This is a genomic window from Rhizobium sp. P40RR-XXII (assembly GCF_012641405.1).
Lineage (GTDB): Bacteria > Pseudomonadota > Alphaproteobacteria > Rhizobiales > Rhizobiaceae > Rhizobium.
Genome location: NZ_JABAII010000011.1, coordinates 85,592 through 102,104 on the forward strand (window position 1 = coordinate 85,592; position 16,513 = coordinate 102,104).

11 protein-coding genes are annotated in these 16,513 nt (G+C 61.6%); 6 read left to right on the forward strand and 5 right to left on the reverse strand.

Annotated features, from left to right (window positions below; genetic code table 11):
* Positions 1-12 precede the first annotated feature (12 nt).
* Entirely contained in the window at positions 13-1,005 is a 993-nt protein-coding gene (locus HGP16_RS20875; RefSeq protein ID WP_168841919.1) for an alpha/beta hydrolase family protein, read from the reverse strand.
* 37 nt (positions 1,006-1,042) lie between these two features.
* Positions 1,043-1,270, reverse strand: coding sequence for a DUF1674 domain-containing protein (locus tag HGP16_RS20880; protein WP_168842024.1), 228 nt, complete (start codon positions 1,268-1,270; stop codon positions 1,043-1,045).
* Between the two features lie 108 nt (positions 1,271-1,378).
* Here HGP16_RS20880 and htpX point away from each other — a divergent pair, with 108 nt between their 5' ends.
* The 4 genes from htpX to purH all read left to right on the forward strand — a co-directional run bounded on the left by htpX (position 1,379) and on the right by purH (position 7,292).
* Entirely contained in the window at positions 1,379-2,377 is a 999-nt protein-coding gene (htpX, locus tag HGP16_RS20885) for a zinc metalloprotease HtpX (protein WP_168841920.1), read from the forward strand.
* Positions 2,374-3,783: an RsmB/NOP family class I SAM-dependent RNA methyltransferase gene (locus tag HGP16_RS20890; protein ID WP_168841921.1), complete on the forward strand. Its 1,410-nt coding sequence runs from the start codon at positions 2,374-2,376 to the stop codon at positions 3,781-3,783. Before htpX ends, HGP16_RS20890 begins: the two co-directional genes overlap by 4 nt.
* A 148-nt stretch (positions 3,784-3,931) precedes the next feature.
* Positions 3,932-5,578: a heparinase II/III family protein gene (locus tag HGP16_RS20895; RefSeq protein ID WP_246703533.1), complete on the forward strand. Its 1,647-nt coding sequence runs from the start codon at positions 3,932-3,934 to the stop codon at positions 5,576-5,578.
* A 97-nt stretch (positions 5,579-5,675) separates the two neighbouring features.
* On the forward strand, positions 5,676-7,292 hold the full coding sequence (purH, locus tag HGP16_RS20900) for a bifunctional phosphoribosylaminoimidazolecarboxamide formyltransferase/IMP cyclohydrolase (RefSeq protein ID WP_168841923.1): 1,617 nt from the start codon (positions 5,676-5,678) through the stop codon (positions 7,290-7,292).
* Between the two features lie 66 nt (positions 7,293-7,358).
* On the opposite strand, the gene HGP16_RS20905 is transcribed toward purH, so the two are convergent.
* A complete protein-coding gene (locus tag HGP16_RS20905; protein WP_168841924.1) occupies positions 7,359-8,750 on the reverse strand; it encodes an MFS transporter in 1,392 nt (463 codons plus the stop codon).
* A 53-nt stretch (positions 8,751-8,803) separates the two neighbouring features.
* Positions 8,804-13,594: an NAD-glutamate dehydrogenase gene (locus HGP16_RS20910; protein WP_168841925.1), complete on the reverse strand. Its 4,791-nt coding sequence runs from the start codon at positions 13,592-13,594 to the stop codon at positions 8,804-8,806.
* Positions 13,595-13,889: 295 nt separating this feature from the next.
* On the opposite strand from HGP16_RS20910, the gene pdxY reads away from it, so the two are divergent.
* Together pdxY and HGP16_RS20920 are read left to right on the forward strand one after the other, a co-directional pair.
* Entirely contained in the window at positions 13,890-14,765 is an 876-nt protein-coding gene (gene pdxY, locus HGP16_RS20915; RefSeq protein ID WP_168841926.1) for a pyridoxal kinase PdxY, read from the forward strand.
* Between the two features lie 72 nt (positions 14,766-14,837).
* Positions 14,838-15,479 (forward strand): carbonic anhydrase, encoded by a 642-nt coding sequence (locus HGP16_RS20920; protein ID WP_168841927.1) that lies wholly within the window; start codon positions 14,838-14,840, stop codon positions 15,477-15,479.
* Positions 15,480-15,587: 108 nt separating this feature from the next.
* On the opposite strand, the gene HGP16_RS20925 is transcribed toward HGP16_RS20920, so the two are convergent.
* A complete protein-coding gene (locus tag HGP16_RS20925; protein WP_168841928.1) occupies positions 15,588-16,409 on the reverse strand; it encodes a lytic transglycosylase domain-containing protein in 822 nt (273 codons plus the stop codon).
* Positions 16,410-16,513 lie beyond the last annotated feature (104 nt).

Genomic DNA, 16,513 nt, shown 5'->3' on the forward strand with positions numbered 1-16,513 from the left:
CGCCTAAGTTTCTCATCTCACAGTGCTGAAAAAAGCAATTGCCATTTGGGCGACATGGTTGTGCACGTTTTCTCGCACCAAGCCGGCAATGTCGGTAAAGATTGCTGGTGAGGCCTCCAGGCCCCGCTGTGTGGGCTCCGGCAAAAAACTATAGTGGCCCACTCCGCCGCTCATGATTTCAAGGGAGCTGGGGCGCACATTTTTGTGGAGCCATGTGCAGCATTCGTGAGCCGGGGCTATGACATCGGCGTCGCCGCCAATAATCTTAACGGGTGCTGTTATTTCTTCGAGACTTTCCCTGGCAAAGCCGAGAACCGATCGACCTGGTGCGATCGCCAAAGCGGCTTTCAATCTGTCATCCTTGAAGCTATCTCGTCGTCGATTCCATGATTCCAGGAACATGCCGTCGAGGAGAAGCGAAGGAATGTAATCCGCCAAATCAGGGAATTCTTTCGGACCTCGTATCGGGCTCTTTCGAGGGTTATCCGGCTCGAACTGAGAATAGGCAACGCGCGCGCCGACGAGCAGCATCGCGGTGTAGGCGCCGGCGGAGAAGCCCGCCACGTAGGCCTGGTCTTCGACGACCCCTCCCAAAACCTCTCTCCAGTCATCGGCATTGAGCAAGGCGGTCAGATCGGCCGCTCGCTCCCAGAGACAGAGAAACCCCTCGGCTCTGTATGGTTCTGAACCTGTATGGCCGTGATGGTCGAGGCCCAAGGCCACAAAGCCGGCCTGCGCCAAGCGGTGTCCGAGCCATTCCAGTCCGATGGCAAGGCCGCCTGACCCATGCGACAGCAGCACCAGGGGATGCGAACCCGTAGACTTTTTCATTGGTGCGTTGGGCGCGACTGGCTTTTGCTTGAACCAAGTCGGCGAGGGCGCAATTTCGACTGCATTATCATCGGCCGGATACCACGCGCACCAAGCCAAAGGGCGGCGGCCCGTACTGCTCCAGTTTGCGCGCTTCCTATCAAAGGACAGACCTTGAGAGAAACCTACAGGCATTATTCTCTCATCGAATGACGGTTAACCTATGTCCATCTCAAAAATCGATCGCGCGACCGTTGATCTCCCAGTCGCCGAAGCGGGCGGGGTCGGCACCGCCGCGGCCACCGATTTCGGGGGGTAGTTGGGCCTGTGCTTGAGCTTCCTGCGCCTGGCGGCGTTCCTCGGCTTCGGCAAGCGCGCGCTTAGCGGCGGGCGAGAGCGGCTTGCGAGTGATTTCACCGGTTTCGGTGTCGAGTTTATTGTCGTTATCGGCTGTCTGCATGGTCTGATCGGCCCGGAACCGTTGAATTAAGCGGATGAATAGCCAAATCATAGTGCGTCCGGCCGCAAAGAAAAAGGTTCGGACGACAGATGTGTTGGAGACCTCTCGATGAATCTCATGCGTACCGCGATGCTGCTTGCCTTCATGACCGCCCTGTTCATGGGCGTCGGCTATCTGATCGGCGGTCAATCCGGCATGTTGATCGCATTGGTCGTCGCCGCCGGCATGAATTTCTTTTCCTACTGGAATTCGGACCGCATGGTACTGGCAACCTATGGTGCCCAGGAGGTAGATGAGCGCAGCGCCCCGGAATTCTACCGCATCGTGCGCGATCTCGCCCGCAATGCCGGGCTGCCGATGCCGAAGGTCTATCTCTACGACAGCCCGCAGCCGAATGCTTTTGCGACGGGCCGCAATCCGGAAAACGCCGCCGTTGCCGCCTCCACCGGCCTGTTGCACGCGCTGACGCCGGAGGAAGTGGCCGGCGTGATGGCGCACGAGCTTGCCCACGTGCAAAACCGCGACACGCTGACCATGACGATCACGGCGACGCTTGCCGGCGCCATTTCCATGCTTGGCAACTTTGCCTTCTTCTTCGGCGGCCGGCGCGACAACAACAATCCGCTTGGCATGGTCGGCGTTCTCGTCGCGATGATCGTCGCCCCTCTGGCTGCTATGCTGGTGCAGATGGCGATCAGCCGGACGCGCGAATATTCGGCCGACCGTCGCGGCGCGGAGATCTGCGGCAATCCGATCTGGCTCGCCTCTGCGCTCGGCAAGATCGCGCGCGGCGCGGAGCATATTCCGAATGAAGAGGCCGAAGGTCATCCCGCGACAGCGCATATGTTCATCATCAATCCGCTCTCCGGCGAGCGCATGGACAATCTGTTTTCCACACATCCGAATACGGAAAACCGCATTGCCGCGCTGCGTGAAATGGCCCGTTCTGGTGGCGGCAGCGCTCCGCCGATGACGCCATCTTCAGGCCCATCTTCGGACTTTGCCTCGACGGGACCGTCCTTCACTGCTAATCGGGGGCGCAAATCGCGTTCCGTGCCGAATACGGGTCGCGGTGGTTCGCAACCGCCGAAGGGTCCCTGGTCTTGAGTTCTGACACGAAAAACAACGCTTCCAACCGAGATGGAAAACGATCGGGCAAGCGGCCGCAGCAATCGCGGCCGCTCGATTCGTCTCCGCCGAAGCCCGGCCTTGCGGCCCGCGCGGCGGCGTCGAAGATCCTGGGAGCCGTGCTCGACCGCAAGACGCCGCTCGACGGCATGCTCGACGCCGAAGGCGGCAGCGCCGCCTATACCGCGCTCAGTGATAGCGACCGGGCGCTGGTGCGCGCAATTTTGAACAGCGCGCTGCGGCACCTGCCGCGCATTGAGGCGGCAATCTCGTCGCTGCTCGATTCGCCGCTGCCGGAAGGCGCCCGTGCCCTGCATCATGTGCTTGTTGTCGGTGCGACGCAGATCCTCTATCTCGACGTGCCGGATCATTCCGCCGTCGATCTTGCCGTCGAGCAGGCCAACCGCGATCCCCGCAACCGCCGCTTTGCCAAGCTCGTCAACGCCATTCTTCGCCGCATCGGCCGTGAGAAGCAGGAGATTCTCGAGCGTGTCGCGAATGTGCCGGCCATGCCGGACTGGTTCCTGGCCCGTCTGGAAGCTGCCTATGGCGCTCCCGCCGCCCTTAGAATCTCAGACACGCAGCTCGAGCCGGCTGCTATCGATCTCACGGTGAAATCTGATGCCGAGGGCTGGGCGAATCGTCTCAACGGTATCGTGCTGCCGACTGGCGGCGTGCGGCTCGCCGCATTCGAAGGCTCCATTCCCTCGCTGGAAGGTTTCGATGAGGGCGAGTGGTGGGTTCAGGATGCCGCCGCCAGCATTCCGGCCAAGCTCTTCGGTTCGCTCGCCGGCAAGCGGGTGGTGGATCTCTGCGCAGCACCCGGCGGCAAGACCGCTCAGCTCATTCTCGCCGGCGCCGAGGTCACGGCTCTCGATCAATCCGCCAATCGCCTGAAGCGGCTATCCGCCAATCTGTCGCGCCTTGGTTTTGAGGCCGAGACTGTCGTTGCCGATATGAGCAAATACCAGCCCGACGCGCTGTTCGATGCCGCTCTGCTTGACGCGCCCTGTTCTTCGACGGGAACGACCCGCCGTCATCCGGACGTGCTGTGGACCAAGGGGCCGGAGGATATAGCCAAGCTGGCGGCCCTGCAGGAGCGCCTGCTTCGCCATGCCTTGACGCTGGTCAAGCCGGGCGGCCTGGTGGTGTTTTCCAATTGCTCGCTCGATCCCGAAGAGGGCGAGGATCTGGTCGCGCGCTTGTTAGCCGACAAGGACAATGTCGAACGCATGCCGATCGTAACGGGCGACTGGCCGGGGCTGGAAGTGGCGATCTCGCCACTCGGCGCCTTCCGCACGACGCCGGATATGCTGCAGGTGGCGCAAGGTTTTGCTTCCGGACTCGATGGCTTCTATGCCGTGGTGCTTCGGCGCACGCATTAATCGCGGTTTCCAACAGCTTTCTCGAGCAGGTTAAAAGCACGGTAACCTGTTCTTAATTGGTATATTTGTAACCTCTTTTTAACCACGGATAATGAGAGTAAGCAGAAGCAAATATGCAGGTCTGCGGCAGGGTTTTGTGAGTTCATACATGCGGGAAGCATGGCGGCGGATGTCGCGCCGCGCGGCGTTGACGCGATTGCGTCTCACCCGCCACACGATGCGTGTGCCGGAACGTCTGATCGTGGCGCCGACCGATCTGCGCAGTGTCGATCCCTTTTTTGTCGAAGAACTTCTGAATGGGCGCATCCTGCTTGCCGGGCGAGTTCTGGAAACACAGGGAGCATCGCCCTTCTCGCTGGAATTGCCATCGCTGGCCTTCGCCGCCCGGCTGCACAATTTTCGCTGGCTGCGGCATTTGCGGGCGGAGAAAAGCGACCAAGCCTCGGCTATGGCGCGCTCGATCCTCACCGACTGGATTGCCGTTCATGGCCGCCGGCTGCATGGTCTCGCCTGGTCGCCCGATATAGCAGCGCAGCGGCTGATTGCGCTTCTGTCGCATTCGCCGGTGCTGCTGCACGGCACCGACAGCGGCTTCTATCGCCGTTTCATGCGGATGCTTGTCTTTCATGTGCGCTTCCTGCACCGGATCGTGTCGTCGTCGCCCGACGGCGTCACCCGATTCCGCGTCCGCATCGCGCTTGCCATGTCCTCGGTCGCCATGCCGAGCAGCGCGCTCAGGCTGAAGCGTGCCGGCCAGGCACTCGATCGCGAAATCGACCGTCAAATTTTGCAGGATGGCGGTCATATCTCCCGCAATCCGCGCGCGTCGCTGGAACTGCTGCTCGATCTGCTGCCGCTGAGACAGACCTATGTCAATCTCGGCCATGACGTGCCGATACGGCTGATCCCCGGCATCGACCGCATGTATCCGGCGTTGCGCTTTTTCCGCCACCAGGATGGCGATCTGGCGCTGTTCAACGGTGCCACATCGACGCTTGCCAATGAACTGATGTCGGTGCTGCGCTACGACGAGACGGCGGGACAGGCTTTCAAGGCGCTGCCGCACACTCGATATCATCGGTTGGCGGCCGGTTCGGCCGTCGTCATCGTCGACGTGGGAACTGCTGCTTCGGCCGATCTCAGCCGCACGGCGCATGCGGGCTGCCTTTCCTTCGAAATGTCATCGGGCAAGACGCGCTTCATCATCAATTCCGGTTCGCCGGAGTTTGCGGGCGATCGCTTCATGCAGGTTGCGCGGGCGACTGCGGCGCATTCGACCGTCACGCTCAACGACACCTCGTCGTCCCAGTTTTCCAAATCGAAATCTCTGGGGCCGATCATGGTCGGTGGCGTCAAGAAGGTCATCGTCGAGCGCGCCGAGACCGAAGACGGACGCGATTATGTTCGCGCGGCTCATGACGGCTATCTCTCCGTGTTCGGCTATGTTCACGAGCGTGAACTCAGCCTCAATGCGTCAGGCACGATCCTCGCCGGCCGCGACCGGCTCTTCGTGCCAGAGGGCAGGAAACAGCCGCCGAAGGGCGAAGGCATTGCCTCGGCGCGCTTCCATATACACCCTTCCATCAGCCTGTTGCAGACGGAAACGGATTCCGCGCTGCTGATCGCGCCGGATGGGGAGACCTGGGTCTTCTCCTCCCCGGGCAATGAGGTGCTTGTCGCGGAGGATATCTTCTTCGCCGATCCCTCGGGCATGCGCTCTTCCGATCAGCTCGAGATCGTTTTCAAGATCACCGAAAAGCCGGAAATCCGCTGGTTTTTATCCCATCGGCCATAGGCTAAGCGCGTCAGCTATGCTAACGGGGCGGCATTATCCGTTCCGCGCCACTTCCGCCGGACATCTCGTCTCCTCATGCTAGATCGGAGAAACCCCCATGGCCGTCGTTTCCAAGAAAATTCCCGCTCCCGACAAGGTGACAGTGAAAACAGCGCTTTTGTCCGTCTTCGACAAGACCGGCATCGTCGAGCTGGCGCGCGCGCTCAGCGAACAGGGCGTGCGGTTGCTGTCGACTGGCGGCACGCATAAGGCGATCGCGGCGGCCGGCCTTGCCGTGACCGACGTGTCGGACGTGACGGGATTTCCCGAAATCATGGACGGCCGCGTCAAGACGCTGCATCCGAAGGTGCATGGCGGCCTGCTCGCCATCCGTGACGACGCCGAGCATCAGGCTGCGATGAAGGAACATGGGATCGAAGGCATCGACCTTGCCGTCATCAACCTTTATCCCTTCGAAGACGTGCGCAAGGCTGGCGGCGATTACCCGACCACGGTGGAGAATATCGATATCGGCGGCCCGGCGATGATCCGTGCTTCGGCGAAGAACCATGCCTATGTGACAACGCTCACCGATCCCGCCGATTATGCCGAACTGCTGGCGCAGCTTTCCGCCGACGCCGGCCAAACGACCTACGATTTCCGCAAGCGTATGGCTGCAAAGGCCTTTGCCCGCACCGCTGCTTACGACGCGATGATCTCCAATTGGTTTGCCGAAGCGCTCGATATCGCCACGCCGCGCCATCGCGTCATCGGCGGGGTCCTGCGTGAGGAGATGCGCTACGGCGAGAATCCGCACCAGAAAGCGGCCTTCTACGTGACCGGCGAAAACCGCCCGGGCGTTTCCACGGCGACGCTCATCCAGGGCAAGCAGCTTTCCTACAACAACATCAACGATACCGATGCCGCCTATGAACTCGTTGCCGAGTTCCTGCCGGAAAAGGGTCCGGCCTGCGCGATTATCAAGCATGCCAACCCTTGTGGCGTTGCCACCGGCCCGAGCCTGGCGGAAGCCTATAAGCGGGCTCTCGCCTGCGATTCCGTCTCGGCCTTCGGGGGCATCATTGCGCTCAACAGCCTGCTCGATGCCGAGACCGCCGAAGAGATCGTCAAGCTCTTCACCGAGGTCATCATCGCGCCAGAGGTCAGCGAGGAAGCCAAGGCGATCATCGCCCGCAAGCCGAACCTTCGCCTGCTTTCGGTCGGCGCCCTGCCCGATCCGCGTGCCGCCGGGCTGACCGCCAAGACCGTCTCCGGCGGCCTGCTTGTCCAGAACCGCGACAACGCTTTGGTCGAGGACATGGACCTCAAGGTCGTCACCAAGCGTGCGCCGACGGCGCAGGAGCTGGAAGACATGAAATTCGCCTTCCGTGTCGCCAAGCATGTGAAGTCGAATGCCGTCGTTTACGCCAAAGATGGCCAGACGGCCGGCATTGGCGCAGGACAGATGAGCCGCGTCGATTCCGCCCGCATCGCCGCCATCAAGGCCGAGGAAGCGGCCAAGGCCATGGGGCTTGCCGAGCCGTTGACGCGTGGTTCCGCCGTCGCTTCCGAAGCCTTCCTGCCCTTTGCCGACGGCCTGCTCTCGGCGATCGCCGCGGGTGCGACGGCCGTTATCCAGCCCGGTGGCTCGATGCGCGACCAGGAAGTCATCGACGCAGCCAACGAGCATAATGTCGCGATGGTCTTCACCGGCATCCGTCACTTCCGCCACTAAGCGGCGGATATACCTAGTTGGCAAATTTTATATCCCGGTTGGTTTTCCGATCGGGATTTTCTTTGCCTACTTTGTTACCTTATCGGCCGGATAGGGCGTCGGCAGCAGAAGCAGAAGGCCGCCGGCGAGGAAGATGACGAGCGTCGCCATGCCGAGGCGGGCCGAGCCGCTCCAATAGGTCACCAATGAGAAGAACAGCGTCGCCATGAAGCTGGTGGCGCGGCCCGAGAGGGCGTAGATGCCGAAATAACGACCGGCTTCGGTGAGGATGACGCTGCGGGCGAGATAGGAGCGCGAGGAGGCCTGTACGGGACCGAAGGCGATGCCGATCAGCAGGCCATAGCCGATATAGGCCTTTTCCGCCGCCGTGCCGAACAGACCGCCGGAACTGACGGTCGAGAACGGCACGAGACCGAAGAGCGTGAAGCCCGGCCCGGTCGAGATGATGCCGAAGGTGGCGACGAGCAGCAAGGTCAGGCTGATGACGACCGTGGTCTTCGAGCCCAGCCAGCGATCGACATAACCGGCGGCAAAGCAGCCGAAAATGGCGATGATGTTGAGGATGATGCCGTAGATGCCGATCTCGATCGTCGCCCAGCCGAACATGCCGGCCGCAAAGGTGCCGCCGAGGATCAGCAGGCCGTTGACGCCATCCTGATAGATCATGCGGGCGATGAGGAAGAGGCTGATGCCGCGCCTGCGCTTCAGTTCGCCCAGGGTCGCCGATAGCTCGCGCAGGCCCGAGCGAACCGCGGCGCGAAGCGGCAGGCCGTGGTCGGCATCCGGCGTGAACAAGAACATTGGCAGGATGAAGATGAGATACCATGCGGCGGAAATCGGCCCGGTGATGCGGGCATCCTCGCCGAGCGTCGCATCGAGGCCGAAAAGCGGCGTCAGGCCGAGAATGGTCTTGCCGGTCTGCGGATTGCCGGCGAGCAGGGCGACGACAGTGATCAGCACGATCATGCCGCCGAGATAGCCGAGCCCCCAGGCGGCGTTCGACAGCTTGCCGACATCGTCCTTGCCGATCAGCCGCGGCATCATCGAATCGTTGAAGACGATCGAGAATTCGGCCGAGATCGAAGCGAGGATCATGAAGATCACCGGATAGATCACAGGCGATCCGGGTGCTGCTCCCCAAAGACAGACGAGGCTGACGATCTTGATGACGGCGAAGAAGGCAATCCAGGGTTTGCGGGCGCCGGATTGATCAGCGATCGAACCGAGGACTGGTGAAAGGATGGCGATGATCACCGAAGAGATCGTCGCCATGTTGCTCCATGTCGTCTGTGCGGAGACGGGATCGGCCGTCAGCCGTGCGACGAAATATGGGCCGAAGATGAAGGTGGTAACAACAGTGAAGAAGGGTTGAGCCGCCCAGTCGAAGAACATCCAGCCCCAGATGCCGCGCGCCGGCACTTTTGCCGGCACGGGATTGTCGATTTCAGTCGCTACCACATCCTGCCCCTTATTCCCTCACCCGTTTGTTTGCCGGGTTGGGGCGGACTGTGTCACCTTGCCCGGCCGTTCGCAAGATCGCTGAGCAGGCCTGCGGCGACAGTGATGCGGGCGAGATTGGGATCGCCGCTTTCGCTGAGGCCGCCGAGTTCTTCGGCGATGCGGTTGATGCGGATACGATCTTCCGCATGCCATGCCTGGACCGGCTGCTTGTCCTTCGGATGGTTCGACAGCGCGGAGATGACGATATCGCGGCGGGCGCCGGCGATCTGGTCGAGGCTGCGCGCCAGGGCAAGGCTCTCATAGTGGTCGCCGGTGACGATCCGGCTCCCGGCGAGCAGCAGGCGGCCGACTCGGAAGGTCTGCGAGACGGTGAAGTAGCTTTCCGCCGCCCGGTTCAGCGTATCGCCGGTGCGTTCGGCGATCTGCATGATTTCCGGAACGAGGACGAGCGCGTAGATCGTCGCGATCTCCGAAGCCAGCTTTTCCGGCAGGCCTGCGGTCTGATATTCCGCTTCGCGTGTAGCGATCTCGGCCGCGAAATCCGCCGGGATATGGCTGAGGAAGACGGGTCGCAGCTTCTTCAAGGCCGAGCGAAGCCGGCTAACGGTTTCCTCGATGTCGCCCTTGGCGGCGCCGGTCTTCAAGAGGAGCCGCGTCAGCGCAGTATAGACCTCGGTGATCTCGCCATAGACGCGGTTCTGCATCTGGCCGCCGACATTGCCGTCCAGCGCGTCGGTCTCGTTCCAGAGCCGGTCGAGGTCGAAGCCGTCGCGGGCGATCACGGCCGCCTTGACGACTTCGGCGGCCGATGCGGCCGTCGCGTCCATCATACTGACCGCAAAGCCCGGGCCGCCACGGTTAATCGCTTCATTTGCAAGCGCCGTGCCGATGATCTCGCGGCGCAGGCGATGGCTTTCGATATCGGTGGTGTTCGAGCGCTGCATCTTGGCTGGGAAATAGCGGCTGAGGGTTGCGGCGAAATAGGGATCGTCAGGCAGGTCGCTCGCAACGATCGCGTCAAAGAGAACGATTTTGGCGTAGGAGAGCAGCACGCCGATTTCAGGGCGGGTCAGCGGCCGTCCATTGGCATAACGTTCGGCGAAGGTTTGATCATCCGGCAGGGTCTCGACCTTGCGGTTGAGCTGCTTGGCTGCTTCGAGCACACTCATGAAGCGGCTGAGTTCCAGGCCGTTGCCGGTGCCCTTGCGCTCCGTCAGCGAGATTGCCAGGGATTGCAGATAGTTGTTCCGCAATACCAGGGTCCCGACCTCGTCGGTCATCGATGACAGCAGGATATCGCGTTTGGCGCGTGTCAGGCGACCGTCATGCATGGCGTTGGCGAGCGCGATCTTGATGTTGACCTCGACGTCCGAGGTGTTGACGCCGGCGGAATTGTCGATGGCGTCGGAGTTGCAGCGGCCGCCCTTGAGGCCATAGGCGATGCGGCCCTTCTGGGTGACGCCGAGATTGGCGCCCTCACCGATCACCCTGGCGCGAACCTCTTCAGCCGTGATGCGGATCGGATCGTTGGCGCGGTCGCCGACTTCCGAATCGATTTCAGCGGTTGCCTTGACATAGGTGCCGATGCCGCCGAACCACAGCAAGTCCACCGGTGCCTTGAGGATTGCCGTCATGATCTCAAAGGGCGTCGCGACCGACTTGTCGATGCCGATGGCGGCGACCGCTTCCGGCGTCAGCGCGACCGATTTTGCCGAGCGCGAGATGATCATGGCGCCCTTCGATAGAACGGACTTGTCGAAATCCTGCCAGCTGGAGCGCGGCAGGTTGAAGAGGCGCTGCCGCTCGGCAAGCGTCTTTTCCATGTCCGGATCTGGATCGATGAAGATGTCGCGATGGTCGAAGGCGGCGAGCAGGCGGATCTTCGGCGACAGCAGCATGCCGTTGCCGAAGACGTCGCCGGACATGTCGCCGACGCCGACGACATTGAAAGGCGTCGTCTGGATGTCGATGTCCATTTCGCGGAAGTGGCGCTTGACGGTTTCCCAGGCGCCACGGGCGGTGATGCCCATCTTTTTGTGGTCGTAACCGGCCGAGCCGCCCGAAGCGAAGGCGTCACCCAGCCAGAAGCCAGCTTCCTGCGCCAGCGCATTGGCGGTATCGGAGAAGGTGGCGGTGCCCTTGTCGGCGGCTACGACGAAATAAGGATCGTCGCCATCGAGCCGAACGGTGTCGGCCGGCGGAATGATATCGGCACCGGAGATGTTGTCGGTGATCGACAGCAGCGTGCGGATATAGGTCTTGTAGGCGTCGCGGCCGGCATTGAAGACTTCGTCGCGGCTGCCGCCGACCGGGAGCTTCTTCGGATAGAAGCCGCCCTTGGCGCCAACGGGCACGATGACCGCATTCTTGACCTGCTGCGCCTTCACAAGACCCAGCACTTCGGTGCGGTAGTCCTCGGCGCGGTCAGACCAGCGCAAGCCGCCGCGCGCCACCTTGCCGAAGCGCAGGTGCACGCCCTCTACCTCGACGCCGTAGACGAAGATTTCGCGGAAGGGCCGCGGCTCGGGCAAGCCATCCAGCAGCTTCGGATCGAGCTTGAAAGCCAGCATGGCCTTCGGCGTGCCGTCCGCATTCCCTTGGAAATAGTTGGTGCGCAGGGTAGCGTCGATGGCATTGACATAGCGACGCAGGATGCGGTCGTCGTCGAGGCTCGGAACATCGGCAAGCTGGGTTTCGATGCCTGTATGTAGGTCGACGATCTTCTTCGTGCGGTTCTTGTCGCTGAGCTTCGGATCAAGCGTGTCGTGGAAGAGGCGGAAAAGCGAGGCAGCGATGCGCGGGTATTTGTCCAGTGTCGCGGCGATGTAATCCTGCGAATAGGCGATGCCGGCCTGGCGCAGATAGCGGGAATAGGCGCGAAGCACGTTGGCTTCGCGGGCGGAGAGATCGGCGGAGACGATCAGCCGGTTGAAGGCGTCGTTGTCGATCGTGCCGCCGAAGGCAGCAAGAAAGGCTTCTTCCAGTGCCGCGCCATGGCGGGCAAGATCGATCGTCACGCCGCTGCGAGCCTCGAGCTCCATATCGTGAAGCACGACATGGCCGGTCGAGCCGTCTCTACCCGTGACATAGATATCGAAGGTGCGCTCGCTGATGACGTTGAAGCCGAGATTTTCGAGGAGCGGTACGCGACGCGACAGCGCCAGATTGCCCTGCCCATGGAAAATCTTGAGCGAGAGGATGTCGCCGGCTTCGTCCTTGCGGATATAGAAGGCGATGCGGATCGGTTCGGCGCCGGCGGTCGCCGTGATGTCAGGCAGATCAGCAAAGGCGTCTTCCGGCGAAAAGGCTTCCTGGAAGGCCTGGCTGACGGAGATGTTCGGTGCCTTCGGACCTGCCAGCATGACGAAGCGCTCGTCCCAGCGGGCTGTGATGGCGCGGATCGCCTCTTCGAGCTTGGCCTGCGGAATATGCGGCGTCTTGCCGGCGCTGCGGCCGATAATGAAGTGCACGCGCGCCACGCCGCCTTCCGGGAAAGCCGGATAATAAGCCGAGACGCGGCCGTCATAGACTGACTTCAGGTAGTTGCCGATCTTCTCGCGGACGACGGAATCGTATTCCTCGCGCGGCACATAGACGATTACCGAAACGAAGCGGTCGAAATGGTCGATGCGCGGCAGCGCCCGCACGCGCGGCCGGTCGGCCAGGTCGTTGATCTGTTCGGCGAAGCTTGCCAGCAGGGATGTATCGATCTGAAAGAGGTCATCGCGGGGATAGGATTCCAGCGTGTTCTCAAGCATGCGGCCGGAGTGGCTTGTGGGATCGAAGCCGAAGTGATCCTTGACCTTCTGGATCTTCGAGCGCAGCAACGGCACCTCGGCGGCAGCGCTGGTATAGGCCGTGGAGGTGAAGAGGCCGACGATGCGCAGCTCGCCCGTCACGTTGCCGTCGGCGTCGAAGCGCTTGACGCCGACGTAATCCATATAGGCGCGGCGGTGGACGATCGACTTGACGTTGGCCTTGGTGACGATCAGGAAATCCGGGCCGTCGAGGAAGGCGAGGATTTCCGGCGTCGTGGTGACGGCGTCCTTGCCTTGCCTCAGAACGCGCACGTCCGGATTGGAGAGGATGCCGAGGCCGGTGCCGCGATCGCGCTCCACCTTGGCGTTGGCGCCCTTGCCGGAATAGACATATTCACGCATGCCGAGGAAAGTGAAGTTGCCATCCCGTAGCCAGGCAAGGAAGGCAAGCGCCTCGTCGCGATCGTTCTTGCGGCGGCCGGCCGCCTCATAGGTGGAAAGCTCTGAAATGACAGTGTCGAGGCGCGACAGCATCGGTTTCCAGTCGGAAACGGTGAGATGCGTCTGGTCGAGCACGCTTTGGATTCGCTTGGTCAGGTCCGCTGCCTGTGCCGCCGTCAATGGCGAGAGATGAAGCTGGATATGGCTGACGCGATGGGCAGGGTCGCTCGGGTGATCGGCGGAATAGAGGCTTGGCTGCTTGCCCTTCTCGACGACCAGGATCGGGTGCACCGCCATATAGAGATCACGGTAGCTGCTGGTCACCTCGCCCATGATCGATTCGTAAAGGAAGGGCATGTTGTGGTCGGTGATCGAGAGGATCGACACGGCGGCGCCATCGGGCTCGACATGGGCGACCTGTTCGATGCTGACGCGCGGAGAGGTACCGCTCCAGGCTGCCAGTTCCCTGGCCGCGTGCGCCGCGGCAAGAGCCAGCATTTCCGGAGTGTATCGCTCCATATCGTCATTGCTGGCCCGGCCGAACAGGATTTCGGGATCGAGGTGTGCCTCGCCCGAGGCAGCGGCTATTTTGCGTGCCACTTCGATCTGTTTTTCCCGTTTCGGATTGGTTCTGGGCGCCATGAAATTTCTCCCGATTTTTCGAATTTTGACCACAGTAGCAGAAGGTTTAGCGAAAAAACTGGCAAAAAGAATGCGGATTTGGTTGCTTTAGGATCGATTTCGCTTCGTTTTTTCAAGAATTTTGCCGGAATATGCGCTTCCGATGCAAAGCAGATGAACATCGGCATGAAATTGGCGGAAGAAGCTCGTCAACAGAGGTTTTCATGACTCTGTGAAGCGCGGTTGACAGAGTGGCGCGAAAGGGATCATCAACGGCGCCATTGCAGTTTGAAGCCCTGAACTGAAAGCAAGCATCATGTCGCAAATGTCGCCCGGCGCCGTTATCGTCATTTCCAGCCATGTTGTTAGAGGCTCCGTCGGCAATCGGGCGGCCGTTTTCGCGCTGGAAACGCTCGGCCACCCCGTCTGGGCACTGCCGACCGTCGTTCTGCCCTGGCATCCAGGCCATGGTCGCTCGACGCGGCTGACCTTCAGCGAGACGGATTTCGGCCACGCCATCGACGATCTCATCGCGGCACCCTGGCTTTCCGAGGTGAAAGCGGTTCTCTCTGGATATTTCGGCAATGCCGCGCAGGCGCGCTCGGTCGCCAGGCTGGTGACGGCCCTGCGGAAAAAGAACCCACATCTCCTCTATGCCTGCGATCCTGTCATCGGCGATGCCGGCGGGCTCTATGTGCCAGAGGCGACGGCGGAAGCGATCCGCGATCTCCTGATCCCACTGGCCTCGCTGGCAACGCCGAACCGTTATGAGCTTGCCTGGCTTGCCGGTGCTCCGCTCGAGGACAATAACGCCATCATGGAAGCGGCCCTTGCCCTTGGACCGTCGCGCATGCTGGTGACGTCGGCAGTGCCGATGATGGCCGGCGGCATCGGCAACCTCTATCTCAGCGGCCGAAACGCACTGCTTGCCGAGCATCGCAGCGTCGAGGGGGCGCCAAACGGGCTTGGTGATCTCTTGTCGGCCGTGTTCCTGTCGCGTCTGCTTTCCGGCATGGATGAGGAAAGGGCGCTGCAGCTGACGACGGCCAGCGTCTACGAGGTGCTGGCGCGCGCGGTGAAGCGCGGCAGCGATGAGCTGACGCTCGCCGCCGATTCAACAAGCCTGTCGACGCCGATGGCGATGGTGCAGCTGCGGCATCTCGTCCACCCGGCGCAACGGCGCAAGAAATAGCGGTTTGCGGTGGTTAACGCTTTTTGCAGCGCAACAGTTGCCATCGGCCAAACTGCGCTGTAATCCAATGTCATGCAAAGCTTTCCCGACACCCTTTTGAACGGTTATCGCAACTTCATGAGCGGGCGTTACGTCGATGAGCGCGAACGCTACCGCACTCTGGCGGAGCTTGGCCAGAATCCATCGACCCTCGTGATTGCCTGTTGTGACTCCCGTTCGGCGCCGGAGATCATCTTCGACGCCGGTCCGGGCGAGCTCTTCGTCATTCGCAACGTCGCCAATATGGTGCCGCCCTATGAGCCTGATGGCAATTTCCATGCGACCTCGTCGGCGCTGGAGTTCGCCGTGTTATCGCTCAAGGTCTCGGATATCGTCGTGATGGGCCACGGCCGCTGCGGCGGTATTCGTGCCGCCCTCGATCCCGATGCCGAGCCGCTGTCGCCGGGCGATTTCATCGGAAGATGGATGGGCTTGCTGAAGCCGGCAGCCGAACAGATCCAGAGCAATGATATCATGACGCAGACCGAGCGTCAGACGGCGCTGGAGCGCATTTCGATCCGCAACTCGCTCGACAACCTGCGTAGTTTTCCGGAGATCAAGGCGCGGGAAGAAGAAGGCAAGCTGCACCTGCATGGCGCGTGGTTCGATATTTCGACCGGCGAATTGTGGGTCATGGATCCCGAAACCCGCGATTTCATCCGGCCCGACGTGTAAGGTCAGATGCAGATCAAATGAAAAAGGCGCCGCGGACCATCCGGTCGCAGCGCCTTTTTCATTTCGGTCGCCGTCGTCCCCTTAGCGGGTCCCCGGCCATGGTCCGGCTTACTTGCCGTCGATCTGCTGACCGATATAGGCGATCGCCTGCTGATAGACCCTTGCGTCGTTCCAGCCTGCAATGGCGGAGAAATTCGGCTCGCCAGGCTGATAGCCGGCGCCCGGCTGCCAGCCATGACCACGCAGGAAGTTCGCGGTCGAAGCCAGTGCATCCGCGCGCGATCCCACAAGGTCGACCCTGCCGTCACCATCTTCGTCGACGCCGAAGGCAACGACGTTCTTGGGCATGAATTGCGTCTGGCCGATTTCGCCATGGGCCGCGCCTCGCGCCGACGGGCTGAGGTAGCCCTCGCCGACAAGCTTCAGGGCGGAGTAGAGCTGCTCGGTGAAGAATGCCGAGCGACGGCAGTCATAGGCCAGGGTCGAAACCGCCGAAAGGGTATGCTGGTCGCCCATATAGCCGCCGAAGCCGGTTTCCATGCCCCAGATCGCGATGATCGGGCCAGGGGGTACGCCGAAGCGCTTCTGGATCCTGGCGAAGAGCGCCGCATTGGCCTGCTTCATGCTCTTGCCGCGATTGATGATTGTCTGGCCGCCGCGCTTCTTCATGAATTCCTCGAAGGAAAGCTTGAAGCTCTTCTGGCCGCGGTCGGCGCGGATGGTGGGCTGGTTGTAATGAACGTTGGCGAAGGCTCTGTCGAGGACGGAGGGGCTGACGCCCTGTCCTTGCGCTTCGCGTTTGAATTCCTGCACCCAATTCTCGAAACCGGCGGAAGTGTTGCCACAGGAGGCCGCATTTGCGGCAATCGGCGTCGCCAGCAACAACCCGCCCGCCACGAGAGTTGCCATTCCAGACTTTGTGATGCGCATTCAGTGTCCCCGAATTCTCACCGCGCCGCGAACGCGGTAACCGTTTTTGAAAAGCGCATAAACCCTCCAGTTTCCAGGCTTATGCGCTGTCTAGCCGCCACCGG